This is a genomic window from Actinomycetota bacterium (genome assembly GCA_035759705.1).
GTDB lineage: Bacteria > Actinomycetota > CADDZG01 > JAHWKV01 > JAHWKV01 > JAJCYE01.
In genome coordinates, this window is record DASTUJ010000037.1 from 1 (window position 1) to 20585 (window position 20585).

Here is a 20585-nt window from a genome sequence, read left to right on the forward strand (position 1 = left end):
ACGCCGAACAAAGCCTTCGTTTGGGCCGGCTGATGGGCCACCGTGAGCTCGTAGTTACCGGGCTGATCGGGCTCGGAAGCGTTTTGCATGTCCGGGGCAAGCTGGAGGAGGCCAGGTCGGCACTCGTCGAGGCCCTGAACAATGCGTTTGACATGCCGATATTCATCAGTTCCGCCGCGGTTAGGCTTGCACCTGTGCTTATCGACCTGGGTGAGTTCGACGCAGCGGAAGAGCTCCACCGGCTCGTTATGGAGGGGCCTGAGATGCCCAAGTTCGAGTGCAGGCTGTCGATCGCACGGCTTGCGTTTCTCAGAAGGGATCCGCAAGCCGAAGTGATGGCCCGGGAGTCATTGGCGCTGGCGGTCGAGGCTGGCCATCTCTTGAGCGCCCGGGGGCTGGAGCACCTCCTGGCCTCGTATGGCGGGGCTCCGGCAACCGGACCGCGGAGCTAGAATAGGAGAGCAGTCGGCCGGGCGGCCGCGGCGCTCGTTCAAGCTGCTGCAAGGTTGCTTGAACGGTGCTGAGGAAGGTCCGGGCTCCACAGGGCAGAGTGCTGGGTAACCCCCAGGACGGGTGACCGTTGGAAAGTGCAACAGAAAGCAGACCGCTAAGGGAGGAAACTCCCCAGCAAGGTTGAAACGGTGCGGTAAGAGCGCACCAGCGCCGGGAGCGATCCCGGCGGCTAGGCAAACCCCACTCGGAGCAAGACCAACAGGGGACATGGAGCGGCCCGCTTCAACCGCCCCGGGTAGGTTGCTAGAGGCCTTGGGTAACCAAGGTCCCAGATGGATGGTCGCCCCTTTGAAAGAAGGACAGAACCCGGCCTACAGGCCGGCTGCTTAAAAAGGCCCCCTTGTGGGGCCTTTTTGATGGGTCACGGGCCGGCCCGTTGTGTGTCATGTTTTGGTTTCACCCCGTGCGGCTAACCGTCTTCTATGCTCTACGGTGCGTAGGGCCAAAAGACTTGGGAGGGCGCGATGGCTAAGAAGACTCAGAAGACGGAACGTTCAGGCGGTATGGCCCAGAAGCTGTTGGCGCTAGGATTGAGCGCTCTGGCAGCAAAGCTGACGATGATGGCCGTCGAGAAGTTCTGGACCAAGGGACTGCACAAGCCCATTCCGGACCCCGATGAGTCCTCGATGGCAACCAAGATGGCGTGGATGGGTGTAACCGCAGCCGCCGTCGGCATGGCCAGGGAGATGGTCCGCGAGCTGACCGCACCTTCGGTGAGGGAAGACAAGGCTTAGGAGAGGTACCGGCGAACTTGGCAGATTCGATCTCAATTGGAATGCTCGGGTGCGGCATTGTGGGCTCCGCCGTTGCGCGGATCCTCGACGCGCACTCTGAGGAGATAGCCGAGCGCGTAGGCGCTCGACTGGAGATCCGCAAGGTCGCCGTCCGCAACCTCGGCAAGGAGCGGGACGTGCCGCTCTCCAGGGACGTCTTCACCAACGACCCTTCCGAGGTAGTGAAGGACCCCGACGTCCAGATCCTGATCGAGGTCATGGGGGGCATCGAGCCCACCCGAACCCTGCTGCTCGACGCCATGCGCGCCGGCAAGCACGTGGTCAGTGCCAACAAGGAGCTGATCGGCGCTCTGGGCCGTGAGCTGTTCGACGAGGCGGAGGCCAACAAGGTCGAGTTCAGCTTCGAGGCATCGGTTGCCGGGGGTGTGCCGATCATCCGCCCCCTGAAGGAGTCGCTGGCCGGCGAGCGCGTCGAACGGGTGATGGGCATCCTCAACGGCACCACCAACTACATCCTCACCAAGATGGCCGAGGACGGCATGGAGTTCGACCAGGCGCTGGCCCAGGCCGAGCGCCTCGGCTACTCCGAGCTGGACCCGACCGCCGACATCGAAGGCTTCGACCCGGCGGCCAAGCTGTCGATCCTGGCGAGCATCGCCTTCAACGCCCGGGTGGTGGCCGGCGACGTCTACCGGGAGGGCATCACCCAGGTCACCAAGGCCGACATCACCAACGCCCACAGCCTCGGATACGCGGTGAAGCTGCTGGCGATAGCCGAGTGCGTCGACGGTGAGATCGCCATGCGGGTCCACCCGGCGATGATCCCGGAGACCCACCCCCTGGCTTCGGTTCGGGACAACCTCAACGCAATCTTTATCGAAGGCCGCCAGGTCGGCGAGCTGATGTTCTACGGCCGGGGCGCCGGAGGGCCCCCGACGGCGATCTCGGTGATCGGGGACGTGTGCGACGTCGCCCGCCACATCGTCGGAGGCGGCCGGGGCGTGGGGTCGATATACAGCCAGCCGGCCAAGGTCCGCCCGATGGACGCAACGGTCTGCCAGTACTACGTGCTGCTCGAGGTCGCCGACGAGCCCGGGGTGCTGGCGCAGGTGGCTCAGACCTTTGCCAACAACGACGTGAGCATCAAGAGCATGCTGCAGGAGGGGATGGGCAAGGAGGCCCGCCTCATCCTCGTCACCCACAACGCCGTGGAGCGCAACTTCCAGGCTCTGCTCGCAGAGCTGAGAAAGCTGGAGGTGGTGGACGCGATCGCGTCGTCCATGCGCGTCCAGTCCGCTGACGACTGATGGGTTCGTGGAAAGGCGTCATCGAGCACTACCGCCCCCGTCTGGAGATGGACGACAACGCCCCGGTAATCTCTCTGGGCGAGGGCAACACCCCGATGATCCTGTCGGAGCGGCTCTCCGAGCGGACCGGACTGGAGGTCTTTCTCAAGTTTGAGGGGATGAACCCCACCGGGTCGTTCAAGGACCGCGGGATGACCATGGCCATCACCAAGGCGGTCGCCGCCGGGGCCAAAGCGGTCGTGTGCGCCTCCACCGGGAACACCTCGGCATCGGCTGCCGCCTACTCCGCCAAAGCCGGCATCCTGTGTGTCGTCCTGATCCCGGCGGGCAACGTGGCCTCCGGCAAGCTGGCGCAGGCGCTGGTTCACGGCGCGAAGGTCGTCGAGGTCCGGGGCAACTTCGACCAGGCGTTCGAGATCACCCGCAAGCTGGAGGGCCCGTACCCGATCGTGGTGGTCAACTCCACCAACCCGCACCGGCTGCTCGGCCAGAAGACCGGCGCCTTCGAGATCTGCGATCGTTTGGAGAGGGCCCCCGACTACCACATCATCCCGGTCGGCAACGCCGGCAACATCACCTCTTACTGGAGGGGCTACAACGAGTATTTCAAGGATGGGATCACCGACAGCCTCCCCCAGATGTTCGGGTTCCAGGCGGCCGGGGCGGCCCCTATCGTGCTCGGCCATCCCGTCGACCAGCCCAAGACCATTGCCACCGCGATCCGAATCGGCCACCCCGCCTCCTGGGATGGTGCGTTGACCGCGGCCCGGGATTCCGGCGGCGAGATCCGGTCGGTGACCGACAAGGCGATCCTCGAGGCCTACCGGTTGATTGCCGCCGAGGGTGTCTTCGCCGAGCTGGCGTCGTCGGCCCCGGTTGCCGGTCTGCTGCAGCTCTCCAACGAAGGCCGGCTGGAAAAGGGCAAGACGGTGGTCTGCATCCTCACAGGCCACGGCCTGAAGGACCCGAGCTGGGCCATCTCGGGAGCGCCCAAGCCGATGCAGGTGGAGGCTGAGATCGACGCCGTCGCCCAGGCCCTCGGCCTGACCTCCGTTGCCTGAGGTAAGGGTCCCGGCTACCGCAGCCAACCTGGGCCCCGGCTTTGACGTTCTCGGGGTAGCCCTCGGCAGCTACCTGACGATCAAGTTCTCCGAGGCGGAGAAGTCGGTGATCGCCGGGAGGGGGCGCCTGCACCCGATCCCGGACAACCTGACCTACCGGTCGTTCATGGCCGCCTACGACAAGGCGGGGGTCGCGGCGCCGCAGGTGCGGATCGAGACCGTGGGGATCTACCCCTCTGCGAGGGGGATGGGGGCCAGCGCCTCGGCGATCGTCGCCGGCCTCGTGGGTGCCCGGGCGCTCGGGGGCCTGGACCTGGGGGACGACGACCTGGCCAGGTTGGCCACCGAGATCGAGGGCCACCCGGATAACGTGCTGCCGGCGCTCTTCGGGGGCCTGGTGCTGAGCGTGGGAGGTAGCTGGATCAACCTGCAGCCCACCGAGAAGATCGCCCCCATCGTCCTCGTCGCCAAGGAGCGGTTCCGGACCGGCGCCGCCCGCAAGGTGGTCCCGACCGAGCTCTCCAGAGCCGACGCCATAGCAAACGCCGCGGCCACCGCGGCCCTGGTGGCCATCCTCACCGGGACGGCGGGCCTGGACCAGCTGATGGCCGCTACCGAGGACCGGATGCACGAGCCCTACCGGCTGCCGCTGATGCCGGCGTCGCAGTCGGTCCACCGGGAGTTGAGGGCGGCCGGGATCGCCACCACCATGTCGGGGGCCGGGCCGTCGCTGATCAGCATGGTTCCTGCGGAGGAACTGTCGAAGGCGGCTGAGAAGGCTTCAGAGGTGGCGCCGGAAGGATGGCAGGTGCTCACCCCCGGCTGGGACCGTGGAGGGGCGACAGTCTCCTAGGCAGCATCCGTGCCCTCTAGGGCCCGATACGCCTGAATTCTCCCGGGGAAGTTGAATTGAGAGCCTGGAGAAGCTCAGGAATGAGCGGCTCGAGTCCCACGAAAAACCGGTGTCCCGTGCATGATCTCGGGATCGCTATGGACGACGGATCGACTTCCCATGGTCAAAGTCCACGTCCGAAGGCGCGGTGAGTATCGTGAAGTCCTCTTGGGGGAAGAGCGGAAGGAGTCGACTACCTGTTTCAACGACAGCGGCGTCTTTGTGGTGCGGCTACCCGGTGTGTCGAGGCCACTCCAAGCGCGTGCCGGCCTGCCTGTTGTACGGGTGGTTATTGCTTGCAACCCCGGTTGCGCTTACAATGAGTGAACAATCCATTTCAGGCCCAACAGGGAACTGTGGGCAGCTGCGGTGGAGCGCTGCATCCTCAAAGGATCGCGGAACCATCCCACGGTAGTTCGAACTCATTTTTCGATCACACCCTCTGGGAGACATCTCAAGTTCTTCAGGATCTGGCTCGCCACGACGGCGCTGAGCGGCAGGACACGTGCCCGAACGACATCTCTCTGACGACTATCAAGCCGAGGTAGTGGGTATAGAGTCAACCTCTGACCATAGCCGGGAACCCCAGTTGTCACCGGCTTCCTCGGTCCACCTGATCCCTTTGGCCGCAGTGATGGATTTTTGAATACGGGCAAAGACGGGATGTGGCCGCCAACGGGCGTCGATCCAAACTGGCAAGGGCCAGCAAACAAGATTTATCTGAGCGGCACAGCGGTGCGTCCGATCCGCTGACTAAACCCCAAACAATCGGACACAGATGTGATCGGTTCGATTTGAACCGAGTCCTTACCGGGAGAGAACTTGATGGATGAGAAGCAACGCGAAGCCTTGGCCGGAAAAAAAGTGGCCGAGCTGCAAACCATGGCTGTTGAGATGGGTCTGGCAGGCAAGGGCCTCAAGAAAGCCCAACTGATCGACGCCATCCTGACCGGACCCTCCGGCGGCGGCAACGGCGCCGCCCCCGCGACCAAGTCCCCAGCTCCCAGAACTGCCCGCACCCCGCGGGTCGCGAAAACCGCAACCGAGCCGGCCGCCGAAACCTCGGCCCCGGCGGAGCCCAGCAGCTCAAGCCCCGCTTCGCCCGCAGAGTCGGCTGCTCCCAACGGCGCCCCCGCTTCCGCTGAGACGAACGGATCCAACGGCTCCAGCGAGGTCAAGGTCGGGTCCGCCCCTCCGTCCCGCACGACCACGCCCCGCCAGCACCAGTTCGAAGGCCGCTCCGACACCGAGCCCCGCCCGCCGTTCCGTGAGCGCACCGACCGGGATCGTGGAGGTGACCGTGGTGGAGACCGCGACCGCGGACGCCGCCGCCGGGGACGCGACCGCGGAGGCCGCGACCAGCAGCAGCAGCAGCGTTCCGACCGACCGGGCGACAACCGGCCGGATCGTAACCAGCAGCAGGACCGTCCGGACCGCGCACCCCGCGAGCCCGAAGTCATCAACGAGGCCGACCTAGAGCCGGCAACCGGAATCCTGGACACCCTTCCCGAGGGATACGGGTTCCTGAGGACCTCCAACTACCTGCCGACCCAGGAGGACGTGTACGTCTCCCTGTCGCAGGTGCGCCGCTTCCAGCTTCGCCGGGGCGACGAGATCGTCGGCATGGCCCGCAAGCCGAAGGAGTCCGAGAAGTACCAGGCGCTGGTGCGGATCGAGACCATCAACGGCAAGGCGCCGGCCGACATCCTCGGGCGTCCGTGGTTCGACAAGCTGACCCCCCTGTACCCGGAGGAGCGCATCCGGATGGAGGTCACCGACCAGCCCAACGAGATTGCCCAGCGCATCATCGACCTGGTCGCCCCCATCGGCAAGGGCCAGCGAGGCATGATCGTCTCGCCCCCGAAAGCCGGCAAGACCACGGTCATGAAGCAGATCGCCAACTCGATCCGGGCCAACGCCCCCGACGCCCACCTGATCGTCCTACTGGTCGACGAGCGTCCGGAGGAGGTCACCGACATGCAGCGTTCGGTGGACGGCGAGATCGTCTACTCCACGTTCGACCGCCCGTCGGACGACCACATCCAGGTCACCGAGCTGACCCTCGACCGTGCCAAGCGCATGGTGGAGCTCGGCCGTGACGTGGTGATCCTGCTGGACGGAATCACCCGCCTCTCCCGGGCCTACAACCTGGCGACGCCGGCATCCGGCCGCATCCTCTCCGGTGGTGTGGACTCCACCGCCCTGTACCCGCCCAAACGGTTCTTCGGAGCGGCCCGGAACATCGAGCAGGGTGGTTCGCTCACGATCATCGCCACGGCGCTGGTGGAAACCGGCTCCCGTATGGACGAGGTCATCTTCGAGGAGTTCAAGGGCACCGGCAACTGGGAGCTGAAGCTGGACCGCAGGGCTTCCGAGAAGCGCCTGTTCCCCGCCATCGACATCTCCTCGTCGGGTACCCGGAAAGAGGAGCTGCTGCTGACCAAGGAGGAGCTGAACCTGGTCTGGAAGCTGCGCCGGGTGCTGCACGCACTCGACTCGGGCGCCGGGCTGGAGTTGCTCATCGACAAGATGCGCTCCACCAAGGGCAACCTGCAGTTCCTGATGGAGGTCTCCAAGCAGAGCCCCGGCGACTAACGCAGTTGCGCACCCTCATATTCGTGCTGTTCGGCGTCTGCACGCTGTTCGCGATTCTGGCGACCTTCAAAACCATGGGTAAAGCCTCCAAGGGCTACGACAAGGCCAAGCAGCGCCGGATCGAGTCCGGCCCGCAGACGCCGTGCCCGGTTTGCAGGTCGTCCATGAAGCTCGTCGGCGTGCAGGAGTTCCGGTTGAGCGACAAGGCGACCGGCATGGACAAAGACGTGGCACAGGCCCTGGGGGCCGTCGAGCAGGATCTGCCGGTCGAGGTGTACCGCTGCCCGACCTGCAGGAACCTGCAGCTTTTCCTCCCACCCTCAGCGGGGTAGAGTCCCGGCATGGAGCCGATGATTCGTCTGGTAGACGTGGTCAAGCGGTTCTCCAACTCCGAATCCCTGGCGGTCGACCACCTCTCGCTCGAAATCGAGGAGGGGGAGACCGCGGTCCTGGTCGGCCCCTCGGGGTGCGGCAAGACCACCACCATGAAGATGATCAACCGGCTGGTGGAGCCCACGTCCGGCGAGATCTTCGTGGCCGGCAAGGAAGTCACGAGGCAGGACCCGGTCGAGCTTCGCCGCGGGATCGGGTACGTCATCCAGACCATCGGCCTGATGCCGCATCGCACGATCGCCCAGAACATCGGGACGGTCCCCGAGCTGCTCGGCTGGGAGGACGACCGCGTAAAGGGCCGGGTCAAGGAGCTGGCCGGGATGCTCGAGCTGAAAAACGAGCTGCTCTCCCGATACCCGAGCGAGCTCTCCGGAGGCCAGAGACAGCGAGTCGGGGTGGCCCGGGCCCTCGCCGCAGACCCGCCGGTGATGCTGATGGACGAGCCCTTCGGCGCCGTCGACCCGATCGTCCGGGCCCGCCTGCAGGACCAGTTCCTGGACATCCAGGACCGGTTGAAGAAGACCATCGTGTTCGTGACCCACGACATCGACGAGGCCATCAAGATGGCCGACCGGATCGCGATCCTCAACGTCGGTGGCGTGCTGGAGCAGTACGACACCCCCAAGGAGATCCTGAGGAACCCGGCCAACGACTTCGTCAAGGAGTTCCTGGGGTCGGAGCGGGGGCTCAAGCGCCTGGCGCTGATCAAGGTCAGCGAGATCGAGGTGGAGGACGGCCCGGTAGTCTCGCCGGACGACACCGTAAAACGGGCGACCGACGTGATGCGCGAGTTCGACTCTACCTGGGTCAGCGTGGTCCAGGAGGGAGAGCTGCTGGGCTGGGTGGACGCCGGCGACCTGAAGGGCAAGTCCAAGGTCGGCGAGGCGTCTCCGGAGAGGTTCAGCGCCTACGTCACCGCGGACAGCTCGCTTCGTGAGGCGCTCGACTCACTGATCACATCCGAGACCCAGGTGGCGGCCGTGGTGTGGGAGGGCCAGCGGTACCGGGGAGTTCTGAACCTGGAGCGAATCAGCCGGGAGATCCTGGCGTGATCCTGGCCCAGGCGACCGAGGAGCCGTTCTTCCGCCCCGAGTGGGTCGAGCGGAACCTCGATCGGATAGGGGAACAGCTGGTCGAGCACGCCTACCTGACCGGGCTGGCGGTCGGCATCGGGCTGGCGATCTCCGTGCCGGTGGGCATCTATGCCTACCGCCACCGCAAGGCCTACGCGCCGGTGACCTGGTTCGCCGGGTTCCTGTACACCATCCCCAGCCTGGCCCTGTTCGCCTTCTTGACCACCTACACCGGCCTGACCACCCTGACCGCCGAGATCGGACTGGTCAGCTACACCCTGCTGATCCTGATCCGCAACGTCGTCGCCGGCCTGGAGGGGGTGCCCGCCGACACCAAGGAGGCGGCCCGGGGGATGGGGTACACCTCCCGGCAGATGTTGTGGAAGGTGGAGCTCCCCCTGGCGTTCCCCGTGATCCTGGCGGGTATACGGGTGGCGACCGTGACGATCATCGGCCTGGTCACCGTGACCTCGCTGATCGGCAAGGGGGGCCTGGGCAAGTTCATCCTGCAGGGGATCCAGCGGTTCTTCTCTACGCCGATCGTCGTGGGGGCCACGCTGTCGGTCCTGCTGGCCGTCCTCGCCGACGTCGGCCTGCTGGGTCTCCAGAGGGCGTTGACGCCGTGGAGCAAGGAGAACAAGTGGGCGTAGTCGCCGAGGCCATGCAGTGGCTCCTGGATGCGGCCAACTGGTCGGGAACCGCCGGCATCCCGCACCGGATGTTCGAGCACGTGCGGATCTCCCTGGTGACCGTGCTCGCCGCAGCCCTGATCGCGATCCCGGTCGGCATGGCCATAGGCCACACCGGGAAGGGCCGGTTCATGGTCGTGACGCTGTCGAACATCGGACGGGCCATCCCCTCGTTCGCCATCCTCGGGCTGGCCCTGCCGATCGCCCTGAAGCTCAACCTCGGGCTGGGCTTCTGGCCCACGTTCATCGCACTGTTCGCCCTGGCGATCCCGCCGATCCTCACCAACACCTACGTCGGCGTGGCCGGGGTCGACCGCGACCTGGTGGAAGCCGCCCGGGGGATGGGCATGGCCGACGGGGAAATACTGCGGCGGCTGGAGGTCCGGCTGGCAGCCCCGGTGATCATGGTGGGCTTAAGGACGGCGTCGGTCGAGGTGGTGGCCACCGCCACGCTGGCCGCCCTGGTAGCCGGCGGGGGATTGGGTAGGTACATCATCGACGGCTTTGCCGTGCGGGACGACGCCCGCATTCTGGGCGGAGCGATCCTCGTCGCGATTCTGGCGATTTTCACCGAGTTGTTCATGGGCGGAGTTGAGCGGCTGGCCCGGCCGAGGACGAGTTCGTAAACGATCGCGCCTGTGGCGTGGGGGAGGTTTCGTTGATCAAGGGTTATGTGAAACGAGGGCTGGCGGCGGCGATGCTGCTGCTGACGCTTCTGCTGGGCGCGTGCGGCGGAGGCGACGACGGAGGCTCCGGCGGAGACGCCGATGAGAACAAGGGCGACGTCACGGTAGGCGTCTCCGGCGCATTCGCCGAGAACCAGATCGTTGCCGAGATGTACGCGCAGGTGCTGGAGGACGCCGGTTACAACGTGGAGCGGCAGCTCGACATCGGCGCCCGTGACGTGTCGCAGGCGGCGTTGGAGAGCGGCGAGATCGACGTGGTGCCCGAGTACCTGACGTCGCTGCTGCTGTTCCTGCAGCCGGATGCCACGCCTTCATCCGACCCGGCCGATGCGGCCGACGCAGTTCGTGCGGCTCTGGGCGACAAGGAACTGACGCTGCTCGACCCCTCGGGGGCCGACGACACCAACGCGATCGTCGTGTCGAAAGAAACCGCGGAAGACCGCGACCTGGAGAAGGTCAGCGACCTGGCGGCGATCGGCGGAGAGCTGGTCTTCGGCGGACCGCCCGAGTGCCCGGAGAGGCCGCTCTGCCTGATCGGCCTGAAGGACACCTACGGGATCGAGTTCAAGGAGTTCCGGGCCCTGGACGTCGGCGGCCCGCTGACGGTCGCGGCCCTGGACGGCGGCGAGATCGACGTAGGCCTGCTGTTCTCCACCTCGAGCGTGATCAAGGACCGCGACTTCGTGGTCCTGGAGGACGACAAGAACCTGCAGGCCGCCGATCACATCACCCCGCTGGTGCGGAACGACGTGAACAACGACGAGATCACCGAGCTGCTGAATGCGGTCAGCGAGACGCTGACCACCGAGAACATCACCGAGTTGAACGCTGCAGTTGAGCTCGACAAAGAAGAGCCTGCCGATGTCGCGCAGGAGTTCCTGGAGGACGAGGGGCTGATCTAGAGGTCACGGAGGGGTGTGGACCCCGATGTTCGGGTCCACACCCCTCCTGATCGGCCCGGCGGTGGGGGAACCTATGGACTTTGGTCTCTGGTTCTGGCCGTTTCCCGAGGGGGGCGACGTTACCGCCTATCTGGAGTGGAGGTCGCAGGGCTCGGTTTGGAGCGTTTTGAATCCTTCAGCGGTCGACGACGACGATTAAGTCGGAGTCAGCATGTCCGGGTCTACTATCCATCCTCTGTTCCTGACGTTTCTGATGAAGTCCCGGCCCAGCTCTTTTCTCAGTGTGCACAACATCACGTCCACCGACCGGCCTCGCCTCAGGCCCACCGCCTTGGACAGCTCTTCCCTGGACGTGACCCGCCCCAGGTTGGACAACAGGATCGCCAGCATCTCCAGCTGGGAGGGTGAGAGGTCGAGTGGCTTGTCGGAGAGGGTTGCTCGATAGGACTCCAGGTCTACCTCCAGGGAGCCCAACTCGAACCACCTGTCCGGAGCACCGTTGGAGTTGCCTTCCATGTCCGCAGGCTAGGTCTGCAAAGTTACTTGCGGGTCGCATCCATGTTTCGGGACGGTTAAACCTTCTGGAACGCTCGATTTATGACTTTGCAACCCTCCGGGGACGTCCTGGAAAACGTCGGAAAAGTCCCCGTTAACTCGGTTCAGCGCGGGCGGCTAAGGGGGACTAACATTTGAAAGAAGGACCGGCTGACCCCTCGAGGAGATCTATGTCGTTCGGATACCCGGTGATGCTGGAGGTGCGGGAGCGCCGATGTGTGGTGATCGGTGGAGGCAGCATCGGCGAGGGAAAGGTCCGGGGACTTCTCGACGCCGGCGCCCGGGTGACCGTCATCGACCCGGAGCCCAGCAGCGGTCTGGAGGATCTGGCCCGTGAGGGCGGCGTTACTCTGGTCCGGCGCAGCTACCGGCCGGGCGACCTGAAGGGCGCCTTTGTCGGGATCGCGGCAACCGACGACGGCCTGGTCAACGCCTCGGTGTTCGAGGAGGCGGAGGCGGAGCGGGTGCTCTTCAACGCCGTCGACGACAGCCAGTACTGCCACTTCGCCGTCCCCGCCGTCGTGCGGCGCGGCGACCTCTTGTTGACCCTGTCCACCGGGGGCAAGTCGCCGGCCCTGGCCAAGAACCTGCGCAAGAGGCTGTCACAGCAGCTGGGCGAGGAGTACGGGGTCCTCGTCGATATCCTTGCCGAGGTTCGGGAGGAGGCCCTCGCCGCACGCAGCGTCGGGTTCGACGAGTGGGCCGCCCGCTGGGAGCGTGCGCTGAAGCCGGACCTGATCACCCTCGTCAAACAGGGGCGCCACCAGGAGGTGAAGGACTCGGTCCTCAAGGTGCTGCGGGGCGACGAGGCCCCGGGCCACGTCTGGATCGTCGGCGCCGGGCCCGGGGACCCCGGGCTCATCACCCTCAAGGGCCGTAAGGCCCTGGACGGAGCAGATGTGGTGGTCTACGACCGGCTGGTGGACCCCTCGCTGGTCGAAGGCAAGGAGGCCATCTACGCCGGCAAGACCCGGGGCGGCGACAGCGCCCGGCAGGAGGAGATAAACGCCACTCTCATCCGGCTGGCGCAGCAGGGCCGGAACGTCGTTCGGCTGAAGGGCGGCGACCCCTTCGTATTCGGGCGGGGGAGCGAGGAGGCCGAGGCCCTGGTCGACGCAGGGATCGGGTTCACGGTCGTGCCGGCGCCCACCTCGGCGATCGCCGCCCTGGCGGCGGCGGGCATCCCGGTCACCGACCGGCGCTTTTCGTCGTCGGTGGCGATCGTCACCGGGCACTCGGGCGGCCCCCGGCCGGTTGACTTCAAGGGCCTGGCCGGATCGGTCGAGACGATCGTCGTCCTCATGGGATTGAACAACTTGAGAGAGATCTCCGACGGACTGCTGTCCGGCGGCCTCAGCCCCGGGACGCCGGTCGCCCTCATCCAAAACGGCACCCGTCCCGACCAGCGGGTGGTTGTGAGTGACCTGGAAGGCCTCGAGGAGGCGGCATCGGCGGCCGGCCTGGGCTCCCCGTCGATCCTGGTGGTCGGGGAGGTCGTGCGCCTGAGGAGCAAGCTTGTGGAAGGCGCCGGATAGCCGTGGTCCTCCCGAGCCTGCACGAGCAGCTGGCCGCGGCCGGCCTCGGACGTCTGGAGGCGGAGGTCAGCGGCCTGTCGGAGACGTCCATCGGCTTCTGGCTGACCGAGCCCCCGGAGCAGCCCGAGATCTCACCCCCGAGCAAGCTCGGCGGCAACCCCAACGTGCCCGGCCGGTTCGAGTGGCCGGTGGGCGACCGCCCCCTGGACTTTCTGCTCCAGCTCAACACTAACGAGCTGCGCAACATGGAAATGGCCCGGCTGCTGCCCCGCGGCGGTGTCCTCAGCTTCTTCTACGACCTCGAGGCCCAGCCGTGGGGGTTCGAGCTGGCCGACAAGGACCGGTTCCGGGTCTTCTACTTCGCCGAGATGTCCACGTTCGTCGAGCGCAGCCACCCGGAGGGCAAGGCCCGGCTCGACGAACGGTGCCTCGACTTCTTCCCCAGAATCTCGGTGCCGCACCCGAGGTCCCAGGCCGGCGACCTGCTGGAGATCCGGGCCTCGATGACCGAGTGGGAGATGGACAAGTACGCCGAGTTCGCCGCCGCCTACGAGCGGCGCCAGGGGCCTCCGATGTCCGACGCCAACCACCACTTCCTCGGCTACTCGGAGAACATCCAGAACGACATGCAGATCCAGGCCCAGCTGGTCTCCAACGGCGCCGGCGACGCAGGAGCGGAGGCCGAGGAGAAGCGCAACGAGCTGAAGGGAGGGGCATCGGACTGGGTCCTGCTTCTCCAGCTGGACTCCGACCCGTCGGCCAACCTCAACTGGGGCGACGCCGGCATGCTGTACTTCTGGATCCCCCGTCAGGACCTGCGGGACCGAAGGTTCGACCGGGTGTGGGCGATCCTGCAAAGTTACTAGGAGTATAAGTCGCTACACTGATTGACAATGCCAATCATCGATCCGAACCAGCACGACCGGTTTGTCCTCCGCCAGCGGTTCCGCATGGTGACCAACGAGTACGACTTCTACACCGCCGAGTCCGGCGGGGAAGCCGGGGACCCCTTCTGCTTCGTCAAGCAGAAGACCTTCAAGTTCAAGGAGGACATTCGCTTCTACACCGACTCCAGCCGCACCGAGGAGCTGCTGCGCATCAAGGCGCGGCACCGGTTCGACCCGTCGGCCCGCTACGACGTCACCGACTCGGCCGGCCAGACCATCGGAGCGATCCAGAAGGTCTTCGGCGCCAGCCTGCTCCGGTCGACCTACAAACTTTTCGACAGCTCCGGCCAGGAGACTGCAACCGTCATGGAGGAGAGCCAGGCGGTGGCGGCGATCCGGCGGCTCGTCGGGTTCGTGCCTTACCTCTCGGACGTAGCCAACTGGCTGCCCATCCCGTACCACTTCGTCTTCCTCCGGGGGGACACGGTCCTCGGCACCCACCGCCGGCGGATGTTCAAGATCAGCGACACCTACGATCTCGACATGACCCCAGACACCGGGCGGACCATCGACCGGCGCCTGGTTCTTGCGATCGCAGTCGGCATGGACGCACTTCAGGCCCGATAAAACTCTTTTCCTTCACCGCCGCACCGGGCGGTGTTAAGTTACGCAAATGAAGCTGTTGCCGGCTCGACTGCGGGGGTTGGTGGCGGCCCTGGCGCTGTTCGTCATTGCATTCGCACCGGCACCCGCGCTCGCCCAATCCGGCTTCGAGCAGATCACCGGCTACCAGGTCGACATGCTGATCGAAGAGCCCAGCGGCGACCTCGTGATCACCGAGAAGATCAACTACGACTTCGGCGCCGCGGAACGGCACGGCATCTTCCGCAACATCCCGGTCCGGTTCACCTACGACGACAAGTTCGACCGCATCTACCCGATCGACGTGATCTCGGTTACCGGATCGCCCGGCACGCCCGACGAGTTCGAGGAGCTGACCGAGGGCGACAACCACGTCCTCAAGATCGGCGACCCCGACGAGACGATCAGCGGCCTGCGCCAGTACGAGATCGTCTACCGCATCGAAGCCGCCCTGAACTCGTTCGACGAGCACGACGAGTTGTACTGGAACGCAGTCGGGTTCGAGTGGGACGTCCCGATCAGGAACATCAACGTCACCGTCACCGCCCCCGCCGACGTCACCCGGGCGGCGTGCTTCGCCGGGCCGGAAGGGTCGAGCCTGGGCTGCGCCGACGCCCGGACCGAAGGCCGCGAGGCCAAGTTCGCCCACCCGATGCTTAACGCCCGGGAGTCTCTGACCGTGGTCGTCGGGATTCCCACCGGCGTGGTGGACAAGCCGGCGCCCATCCTGGACGAGCGTTGGAGCCTGGCCAGCGCCTTCCGGGCGACCCCGTTCACCATCGCCGGCTTCTTGACGCTCACCGCACTGTTCGGCGCCCTCGTATACCAGCAGATCCTCCGGAAGGGCCGGGACCGCCGTTTCAGCGGGTCGCCGGTGGACGCCGCGATGGCGCAGTCGGGTCCGGAGGAGCCGATGGGCGCCTTCGAGCGACCCGGCATCCCGGTCGAGTACCTGCCGCCGGACAACCTGCGGCCGGGGCAGGTGGGGACGCTGGTCGACGAGACGGCGAACACGCTGGACGTCATCGCAACCATCGTCGACCTGGCGGTGCGCGGTTACATCCGGATCGAGGAGATCCCCAAGGAGGGCCTGTTCGGAAAGGACGACTGGTGGCTGCACAAGCTGAAAGAGCCCGACGAGGAGCTTCGGAAGTACGAAAAGCTGCTGATGAGCAGCATCTTCTCCGGCGGCCAGCAGGAGGTCATGCTCTCGCAGCTGGAGGACAAGTTCGCCACCAAGCTGAAGGCGGTGCAGGACTCGCTGTACAAGGACGTCGTCGACCAGGGCTGGTTCACCACCCGGCCGGACAAGGTCCGGCACACCTGGACGGCGATCGGGGTCGTGTTGTTGATCCTGGGGACGGCGTTCCTGGTGGCGGTCGCCGCGTTCACGCATTTCGGCCTGATGGCCATCCCGTTCCCGCTGGCCGGGCTGCTCGTGCTGGTCAACGCCCACCGCATGCCCAGCAAGACGGCCAGGGGCACCGCTGCCGCCCGCCGGGTCAAGGGCTTCCGCAGGTTCATCGAGGACTCGGAGAAGGACCGGGCGCGATTCGCCGAGGAGAAAAACCTGTTCTCCGAGTACCTGCCGTACGCTATCGTCTTCGGCGCCACCAAGAAGTGGGCTAAGGCATTCGAAGGAATCGACGGCCAGCTGCCGGAGACCTACTGGTACGTCGGCAGCCACCCCAACCACGCGTTCACTGCCTCATCGTTTTCGAACTCGATCAACGGCTTCACCACATCGACGGCCGGCACCATCTCCTCCACCCCTTCCTCCTCCGGCAGCAGCGGCTTCAGCGGCGGGGGAGGTTTTTCGGGAGGCGGCGGTGGTGGCGGCGGAGGGGGGTCCTGGTAATGGCGGAAGAGAAGAAGGGTCTGCTGAAGGAGTTTCAGGCATTTGTGTTGCGGGGCAATGTAATCGACCTGGCGGTGGGTGTCGTCATCGGCGGTGCGTTCGGGTTGGTGATCAGCTCTTTGGTGGAAAATGTTCTGACGCCCCTGACCGGGATCTTCCGGGTTCCGGACTTCAGGAGCCTCGCGGTGGAGGTGGGGCCGGCGACCCTCAGCTACGGCCTGTTCCTGAACGCGGTTATCTCGTTCCTGCTGGTGTCGGCGGCGATCTTCTTCCTGGTCGTCAAGCCGGTGAACAAGCTGAACGAGAGGCGCAAGACCGAGCCCGACGTGGTGTCGACCACCCGGGACTGCCCGGAGTGCCTGAGCGCCATTCCGAACGGAGCCTCACGGTGCGCCTTCTGCACCGCAGAGGTCCAGCCGTTGCCCGAGCCCGTTCCCGAGGGCTAGTAGTCCTCGCCCTTCAGGGAGCGGCGAAGCACCTCGGCAACCGGCAGGCGGGTGAACTCCTTGGGGATCGACTCGCCCAGCGACAGCCGGCGCTTGACCTCGGTTCCCGACAGGACGATGCGCTCCTCGGGGGAGTGGGGGCATGTCTTCACGGTGGTCATCTGGTCGCAGAGGCCGCACCAGAAGGCGTGGTCGAACAGCAGGGGGGTGATGCCGAGCTCGTCGGTGGTGAACTCGGTGAAGATCTCGTGGGCCTCGAACGAGCCGTAGTAGCTGGCGAAGCCGGCGTGGTCCCGGCCGACGATGAAGTGGGTGCAGCCGTAGTTCTTCCGGCAGATCGCGTGGAACACGGCCTCCCGCGGGCCGGCGTAGCGCATGGTCGCCGGAAAGGCCGTCAGCAGCACCCGTCCCGGAGGATAGAAGTTGGCCAGAAGCGTCTCGTAGGCGGCCATGCGGACCGTTGCCGGGAAGTCTTCGCCCTTGCCCTCGCTGACCATCGGGTGCAGCAGCAGCCCGTCGATGGTTTCCAGCGCAACCTTGGTGTGGTACTCGTGGGCCCGATGGATCGGCTGGCGGGTCTGGAAGCCGGCGATGGTTCTCCACCCTCGCCGGGCCAGCTCTTCCCGGACCAGCGCCGGGGTGAGCCGCAGGCTCTCGAAAGGCCGGCCTGCCGGAAGCGCCAGAACTGTGACACGGCCCCCCAGCAGGTGCTCCCCCCGCTCGGCGATGGCCGCCACGCTCGGGTGGTTCAGGTCCTCGGTGCGGTAGACGTGCCGCGCCTCGGCGGAGCGATCGTAGGGGAAGACCTCCTCAAGGTGAAGGATGGCCAGGATCTCGCCGGCCGGTGACTTGAGGACGATGTTGTCCTGGCCTTTGAACGACTCCAGCTCCTCGTCGGTGGCCGACAGGGTGATCGGGAGGGTCCACGCCAGGCCGGACATGAGCCGCATCTCCTTCAGGACGCACTCGTAGTCCGACCGGCCCATGAAGCCCGTGAGGGGGCTGAACGCGCCCACCGCGAGGCACTCGAGGTCGGCCAGAGTACGGCCCGAGATCGTAATGGAGGGCAGGTCCGGCGCCTTGTCGACCCACCCGGCGGCATCGTCCCCGGTGGCCATCAGCTGGATCAGCACCCCGCCGTGCGCGGGGGCGCCGCCGGTGGCGTGGCGGGAGGTGGTGCGGTCGTCGCGAGTCGTCATGCTTCAAGTCTCCCTGGCTGTAGCGCGAACTGCGGCCTCTGGCCCGAAGGGAGTGGGCGGTTCCCGGTAGGCATTTCGTGCCCGGGTATTCTATCCAACGTTATCGCGTAGCTTCCGGCAGGTAAGATCAAAACGATGCCGCACTCCACGTCCTCCTATCAGCCCCCTCAGTACGGTGGCTATCAGCCACCCGGCAAGGGCCCCGATCCTTACGGGCCGGTCGACAAAGAGGGTATGGCAAACCTCCTCACCCCCAAAACCGTCGTCCAGCTGGCGGTTTGGATCCTGATGTTCGGGCTCGGGGCCGGGCTATCCGGCTTGATCCTCTTCGCTGTGTATCAGGGGCAGGTGAACAGCCTGCGGAGCGAGCTGCTGGAATCCCAGGAGGAGCTGCAGAAGAGCCTGGAGGAGAAGATCGGCAGCGCCCCCGCACCCACCGAGTCTCCAAACCAGACCGTGTCCGGCGCCACCCCGAGCCCGGTCGACCCCACCAAGCAGCTGGTTCAGACGACGGCACCGGCGATTGTCGGGATCACGGGCAAGGACTCGTCGGGTGCGCCCGCCAGCGGAACGGGGTTTGTAGTCAACTCCACCGACGACGGAACCTGGGTGGTCACCAGCTACAAGCTGGTGGCAGGCGTGAAGGAGTTCAACGACCCGTCGGTGCGCCACCGCAACTCGGACCTCGTGGGCGAGGTCTACGAAACGGACCCGGGCAGGGACCTGGCTCTGGTGATCTACCGGGTGGCTGCGGAGCGCTCGCTTCGGTTTTCCCGCGTCACCGAGCCCAAGGAGGGCGACCAGGTTTACGCCGTGGGCAGCATGCGCGGCCAGCCGTACGCCACCGGCATCGCAGCCAAGCTGACGAGCGTCACATCGGGGTCATTGGGCATCGACACCGAGATCCCGGACGCCTACCTGGGCGGGCCGCTGCTCGACGCCGACGGCAGGGTTGTGGGAATTCTCACCAAAAGTGTTACCGGAAGGTCGACGGCGACCCCGGCTGCGGGCACCACCAGGGCCGACGCCACACCGATTGAAGCAGCCTGCTCTCGGATTCTCCGGTGCCCCTCGAACAACAGGACGAAGACAACCCCGAGCCCTTCGCCGGGCAAGACGGCCAGCCCGGCGCCTGCCCCTCCCGCCGCTCCTCCTACCGAGGCGCCTGCCGAGGTCGGCCCGGGTGACGTCGTCCAGCCGCCGGTGTCGAACCCGAACACCGCCGACGTGCCCATCGGCTAACCACCCGTTTACGGGGGCGTCGCGCTCGAGGTTGGAACGGGATTCGGGCTCACAGGCGCCGGAGTGGGCGACTGATTACCGAATATGTCCGACAGCAGGTTGCCCCCGGTTGAGTTCGGCGGCTGGGGTGGAGGCGAGTAGGTGGGAGTCGGAATCTCCGGCTCGGGTGTGAACGGCACATACGACGGCTCGACAAAGGGCGAAGCAAACGGATCGGGCGTCGCCGCCGCCTTGCGCGGCAGGGCCAGCGGCTCGAGCGGCTCCGGGTCGGCAAACGGTGTGATGTCACGCCCGTCCAGCGCCGGCTTCTGATAGGCGGCCCAGATCTGCGCCGGGATGGTGCCGCCGGTCACCCGATTGAGGCCCCGGACCCCGAGCAGCGGCTTGTTGGCGTCCTTGAAGCCGATCCACACGCTGGTCGACAGCTCCGGCGTATAGCCGACGAACCAGGCGTTCTGGAAGTCCTGCGCGGTGCCGGTCTTTCCCGCAACCGGCCGCCCGATGTTGGCGCGGGTCCCGGTTCCACCGGTGACCACGCCCTCCAGGATGTTGGTGGCGTTGTCGGCGACCTGGGAGTCCAAGGCGTCCTTGCCGGGCGCCGGGCCCTCCTCGATTACCGTGCCGTCCGCCTCGGTGATCTTGGAGACGACCTTCGGCTCGTGATAGATGCCGCGGGCGGCCAGGGTGCCGAAGGCCGACGCCATCTCGAACGGGGTGACCTCCTCGGAGCCCAGAGTCAGGGCGGGAACCGCCTCGATGCGCGTCCGGCACGCGTCCTCCGCGGTTACGGTGCATCCGCTCCTGGGGGGCATCCACTCCGGGCCGGGGATGCCCATCCGGCGGATCGTGTCCACGGCCTCCTTGGGCCCCACCTTGAGGATCAGCTGGGCGTACACGGTGTTGACCGAGTTCACGGTCGCCCTCCGCAGGTCGAGGGTGCCGAAGCCGGCGTTGTCGAAGTTGCTGACCTCGCACTTCGGCCGCCACGCCTGCAGGCAGATCGTCGACGGGCCGCGGAAGCTGCTGGTGGGCAGCAGGCCGCTTTCCAGCGCCGACACCAGCACGAACGGCTTGAACGACGATCCCGGCTGCCGGCGTCCCTGGATGGCGATGTTGTACTTCTCCGCCAGGTAGTCACGCCCGCCGACCAGGGCCTTTACGTAGCCGGTGGAGGGCTCGATGGAGACTAGCGAGGCGTAGGGGTCGCTGGGGGCCGGAAGCGCCTCGTTGATAGCCTTCTCGGCCAGGTCCTGGAGGCGGGGGTCGAGGGTCGTGGTGACCTCCAGGCCGCCGTTGAAGGTCCGCTCAACGCCGTAGGTGTGCTGAAGGTACTTCTTGACGGCGTCGACGAACCACGGGTACTTGAGGATCTCCTC

At 66.1% G+C, this 20585-nt stretch carries 21 protein-coding genes and 1 other RNA gene; 19 read left to right on the forward strand and 3 right to left on the reverse strand.

All coding sequences use genetic code 11. The annotated features are described in order from the left end of the window. From VFV09_02155 to VFV09_02215, 13 genes are all read left to right on the forward strand, one after another. A partial coding sequence (locus tag VFV09_02155) for a hypothetical protein (GenBank protein HEU4866507.1) occupies nucleotides 1–452 on the forward strand: 452 nt, incomplete at its 5' end. A gap of 9 nt (nucleotides 453–461) precedes the next feature. Next, nucleotides 462–843, forward strand: an RNA gene (rnpB, locus tag VFV09_02160) — RNase P RNA component class A. Nucleotides 844–977: 134 nt separating this feature from the next. Beyond that, complete coding sequence (locus VFV09_02165; protein ID HEU4866508.1) at nucleotides 978–1247, forward strand: DUF4235 domain-containing protein; 270 nt, start codon at nucleotides 978–980, stop codon at nucleotides 1245–1247. 17 nt (nucleotides 1248–1264) lie between these two features. After that, nucleotides 1265–2554 (forward strand): homoserine dehydrogenase, encoded by a 1290-nt coding sequence (locus tag VFV09_02170; protein HEU4866509.1) that lies wholly within the window; start codon nucleotides 1265–1267, stop codon nucleotides 2552–2554. Next, nucleotides 2554–3615 carry a threonine synthase gene (gene thrC, locus VFV09_02175; GenBank protein HEU4866510.1) on the forward strand — a complete coding sequence of 354 codons (1062 nt, stop codon included), beginning with the start codon at nucleotides 2554–2556 and terminating at the stop codon, nucleotides 3613–3615. The genes VFV09_02170 and thrC overlap by 1 nt, the downstream gene beginning before the upstream one ends. Next, nucleotides 3608–4468, forward strand: coding sequence for a homoserine kinase (gene thrB / locus VFV09_02180; protein ID HEU4866511.1), 861 nt, complete (start codon nucleotides 3608–3610; stop codon nucleotides 4466–4468). The genes thrC and thrB overlap by 8 nt, the downstream gene beginning before the upstream one ends. Nucleotides 4469–5332: 864 nt before the next feature. Then, nucleotides 5333–7102: a transcription termination factor Rho gene (gene rho, locus VFV09_02185; protein HEU4866512.1), complete on the forward strand. Its 1770-nt coding sequence runs from the start codon at nucleotides 5333–5335 to the stop codon at nucleotides 7100–7102. Nucleotides 7103–7107: 5 nt separating this feature from the next. Beyond that, entirely contained in the window at nucleotides 7108–7434 is a 327-nt protein-coding gene (locus VFV09_02190; protein HEU4866513.1) for a hypothetical protein, read from the forward strand. 9 nt (nucleotides 7435–7443) lie between these two features. After that, on the forward strand, nucleotides 7444–8547 hold the full coding sequence (locus tag VFV09_02195) for a betaine/proline/choline family ABC transporter ATP-binding protein (GenBank protein HEU4866514.1): 1104 nt from the start codon (nucleotides 7444–7446) through the stop codon (nucleotides 8545–8547). Continuing rightward, nucleotides 8544–9218 carry an ABC transporter permease gene (locus VFV09_02200; GenBank protein HEU4866515.1) on the forward strand — a complete coding sequence of 225 codons (675 nt, stop codon included), beginning with the start codon at nucleotides 8544–8546 and terminating at the stop codon, nucleotides 9216–9218. The genes VFV09_02195 and VFV09_02200 overlap by 4 nt, the downstream gene beginning before the upstream one ends. Then, complete coding sequence (locus VFV09_02205; GenBank protein ID HEU4866516.1) at nucleotides 9209–9883, forward strand: ABC transporter permease; 675 nt, start codon at nucleotides 9209–9211, stop codon at nucleotides 9881–9883. Before VFV09_02200 ends, VFV09_02205 begins: the two co-directional genes overlap by 10 nt. Nucleotides 9884–9915: 32 nt before the next feature. Further along, nucleotides 9916–10845, forward strand: coding sequence for an ABC transporter substrate-binding protein (locus tag VFV09_02210; GenBank protein HEU4866517.1), 930 nt, complete (start codon nucleotides 9916–9918; stop codon nucleotides 10843–10845). A gap of 25 nt (nucleotides 10846–10870) precedes the next feature. Then, nucleotides 10871–11044 carry a hypothetical protein gene (locus tag VFV09_02215; GenBank protein HEU4866518.1) on the forward strand — a complete coding sequence of 58 codons (174 nt, stop codon included), beginning with the start codon at nucleotides 10871–10873 and terminating at the stop codon, nucleotides 11042–11044. Here the strand turns inward: VFV09_02215 and VFV09_02220 are convergent. Further along, nucleotides 11041–11361 carry a winged helix-turn-helix domain-containing protein gene (locus VFV09_02220; GenBank protein HEU4866519.1) on the reverse strand — a complete coding sequence of 107 codons (321 nt, stop codon included), beginning with the start codon at nucleotides 11359–11361 and terminating at the stop codon, nucleotides 11041–11043. The two genes, VFV09_02215 and VFV09_02220, sit on opposite strands and share 4 nt — an antisense overlap. 209 nt (nucleotides 11362–11570) lie before the next feature. On the opposite strand from VFV09_02220, the gene cysG reads away from it, so the two are divergent. The 5 genes from cysG to mscL are packed head-to-tail and all read left to right on the forward strand — an operon-like array spanning nucleotide 11571 to nucleotide 16768. After that, nucleotides 11571–12935 carry a siroheme synthase CysG gene (gene cysG, locus VFV09_02225; GenBank protein ID HEU4866520.1) on the forward strand — a complete coding sequence of 455 codons (1365 nt, stop codon included), beginning with the start codon at nucleotides 11571–11573 and terminating at the stop codon, nucleotides 12933–12935. 2 nt (nucleotides 12936–12937) lie between these two features. Continuing rightward, complete coding sequence (locus VFV09_02230; protein HEU4866521.1) at nucleotides 12938–13801, forward strand: YwqG family protein; 864 nt, start codon at nucleotides 12938–12940, stop codon at nucleotides 13799–13801. 27 nt (nucleotides 13802–13828) lie between these two features. Beyond that, nucleotides 13829–14449: a hypothetical protein gene (locus VFV09_02235; GenBank protein HEU4866522.1), complete on the forward strand. Its 621-nt coding sequence runs from the start codon at nucleotides 13829–13831 to the stop codon at nucleotides 14447–14449. A gap of 46 nt (nucleotides 14450–14495) precedes the next feature. Further along, nucleotides 14496–16322 carry a DUF2207 domain-containing protein gene (locus VFV09_02240; GenBank protein HEU4866523.1) on the forward strand — a complete coding sequence of 609 codons (1827 nt, stop codon included), beginning with the start codon at nucleotides 14496–14498 and terminating at the stop codon, nucleotides 16320–16322. Continuing rightward, nucleotides 16322–16768, forward strand: coding sequence for a large conductance mechanosensitive channel protein MscL (mscL, locus tag VFV09_02245; GenBank protein ID HEU4866524.1), 447 nt, complete (start codon nucleotides 16322–16324; stop codon nucleotides 16766–16768). The genes VFV09_02240 and mscL overlap by 1 nt, the downstream gene beginning before the upstream one ends. On the opposite strand, the gene sat is transcribed toward mscL, so the two are convergent. Then, on the reverse strand, nucleotides 16765–17967 hold the full coding sequence (gene sat / locus VFV09_02250; GenBank protein ID HEU4866525.1) for a sulfate adenylyltransferase: 1203 nt from the start codon (nucleotides 17965–17967) through the stop codon (nucleotides 16765–16767). The two genes, mscL and sat, sit on opposite strands and share 4 nt — an antisense overlap. Nucleotides 17968–18201: 234 nt before the next feature. On the opposite strand from sat, the gene VFV09_02255 reads away from it, so the two are divergent. Continuing rightward, complete coding sequence (locus VFV09_02255; GenBank protein HEU4866526.1) at nucleotides 18202–19209, forward strand: serine protease; 1008 nt, start codon at nucleotides 18202–18204, stop codon at nucleotides 19207–19209. An 8-nt stretch (nucleotides 19210–19217) separates the two neighbouring features. Here VFV09_02255 and VFV09_02260 read toward each other — a convergent pair. Further along, nucleotides 19218–20585, reverse strand: a 1368-nt coding sequence (locus VFV09_02260) for a penicillin-binding transpeptidase domain-containing protein (protein ID HEU4866527.1), incomplete at its 5' end; no start/stop codon positions are given.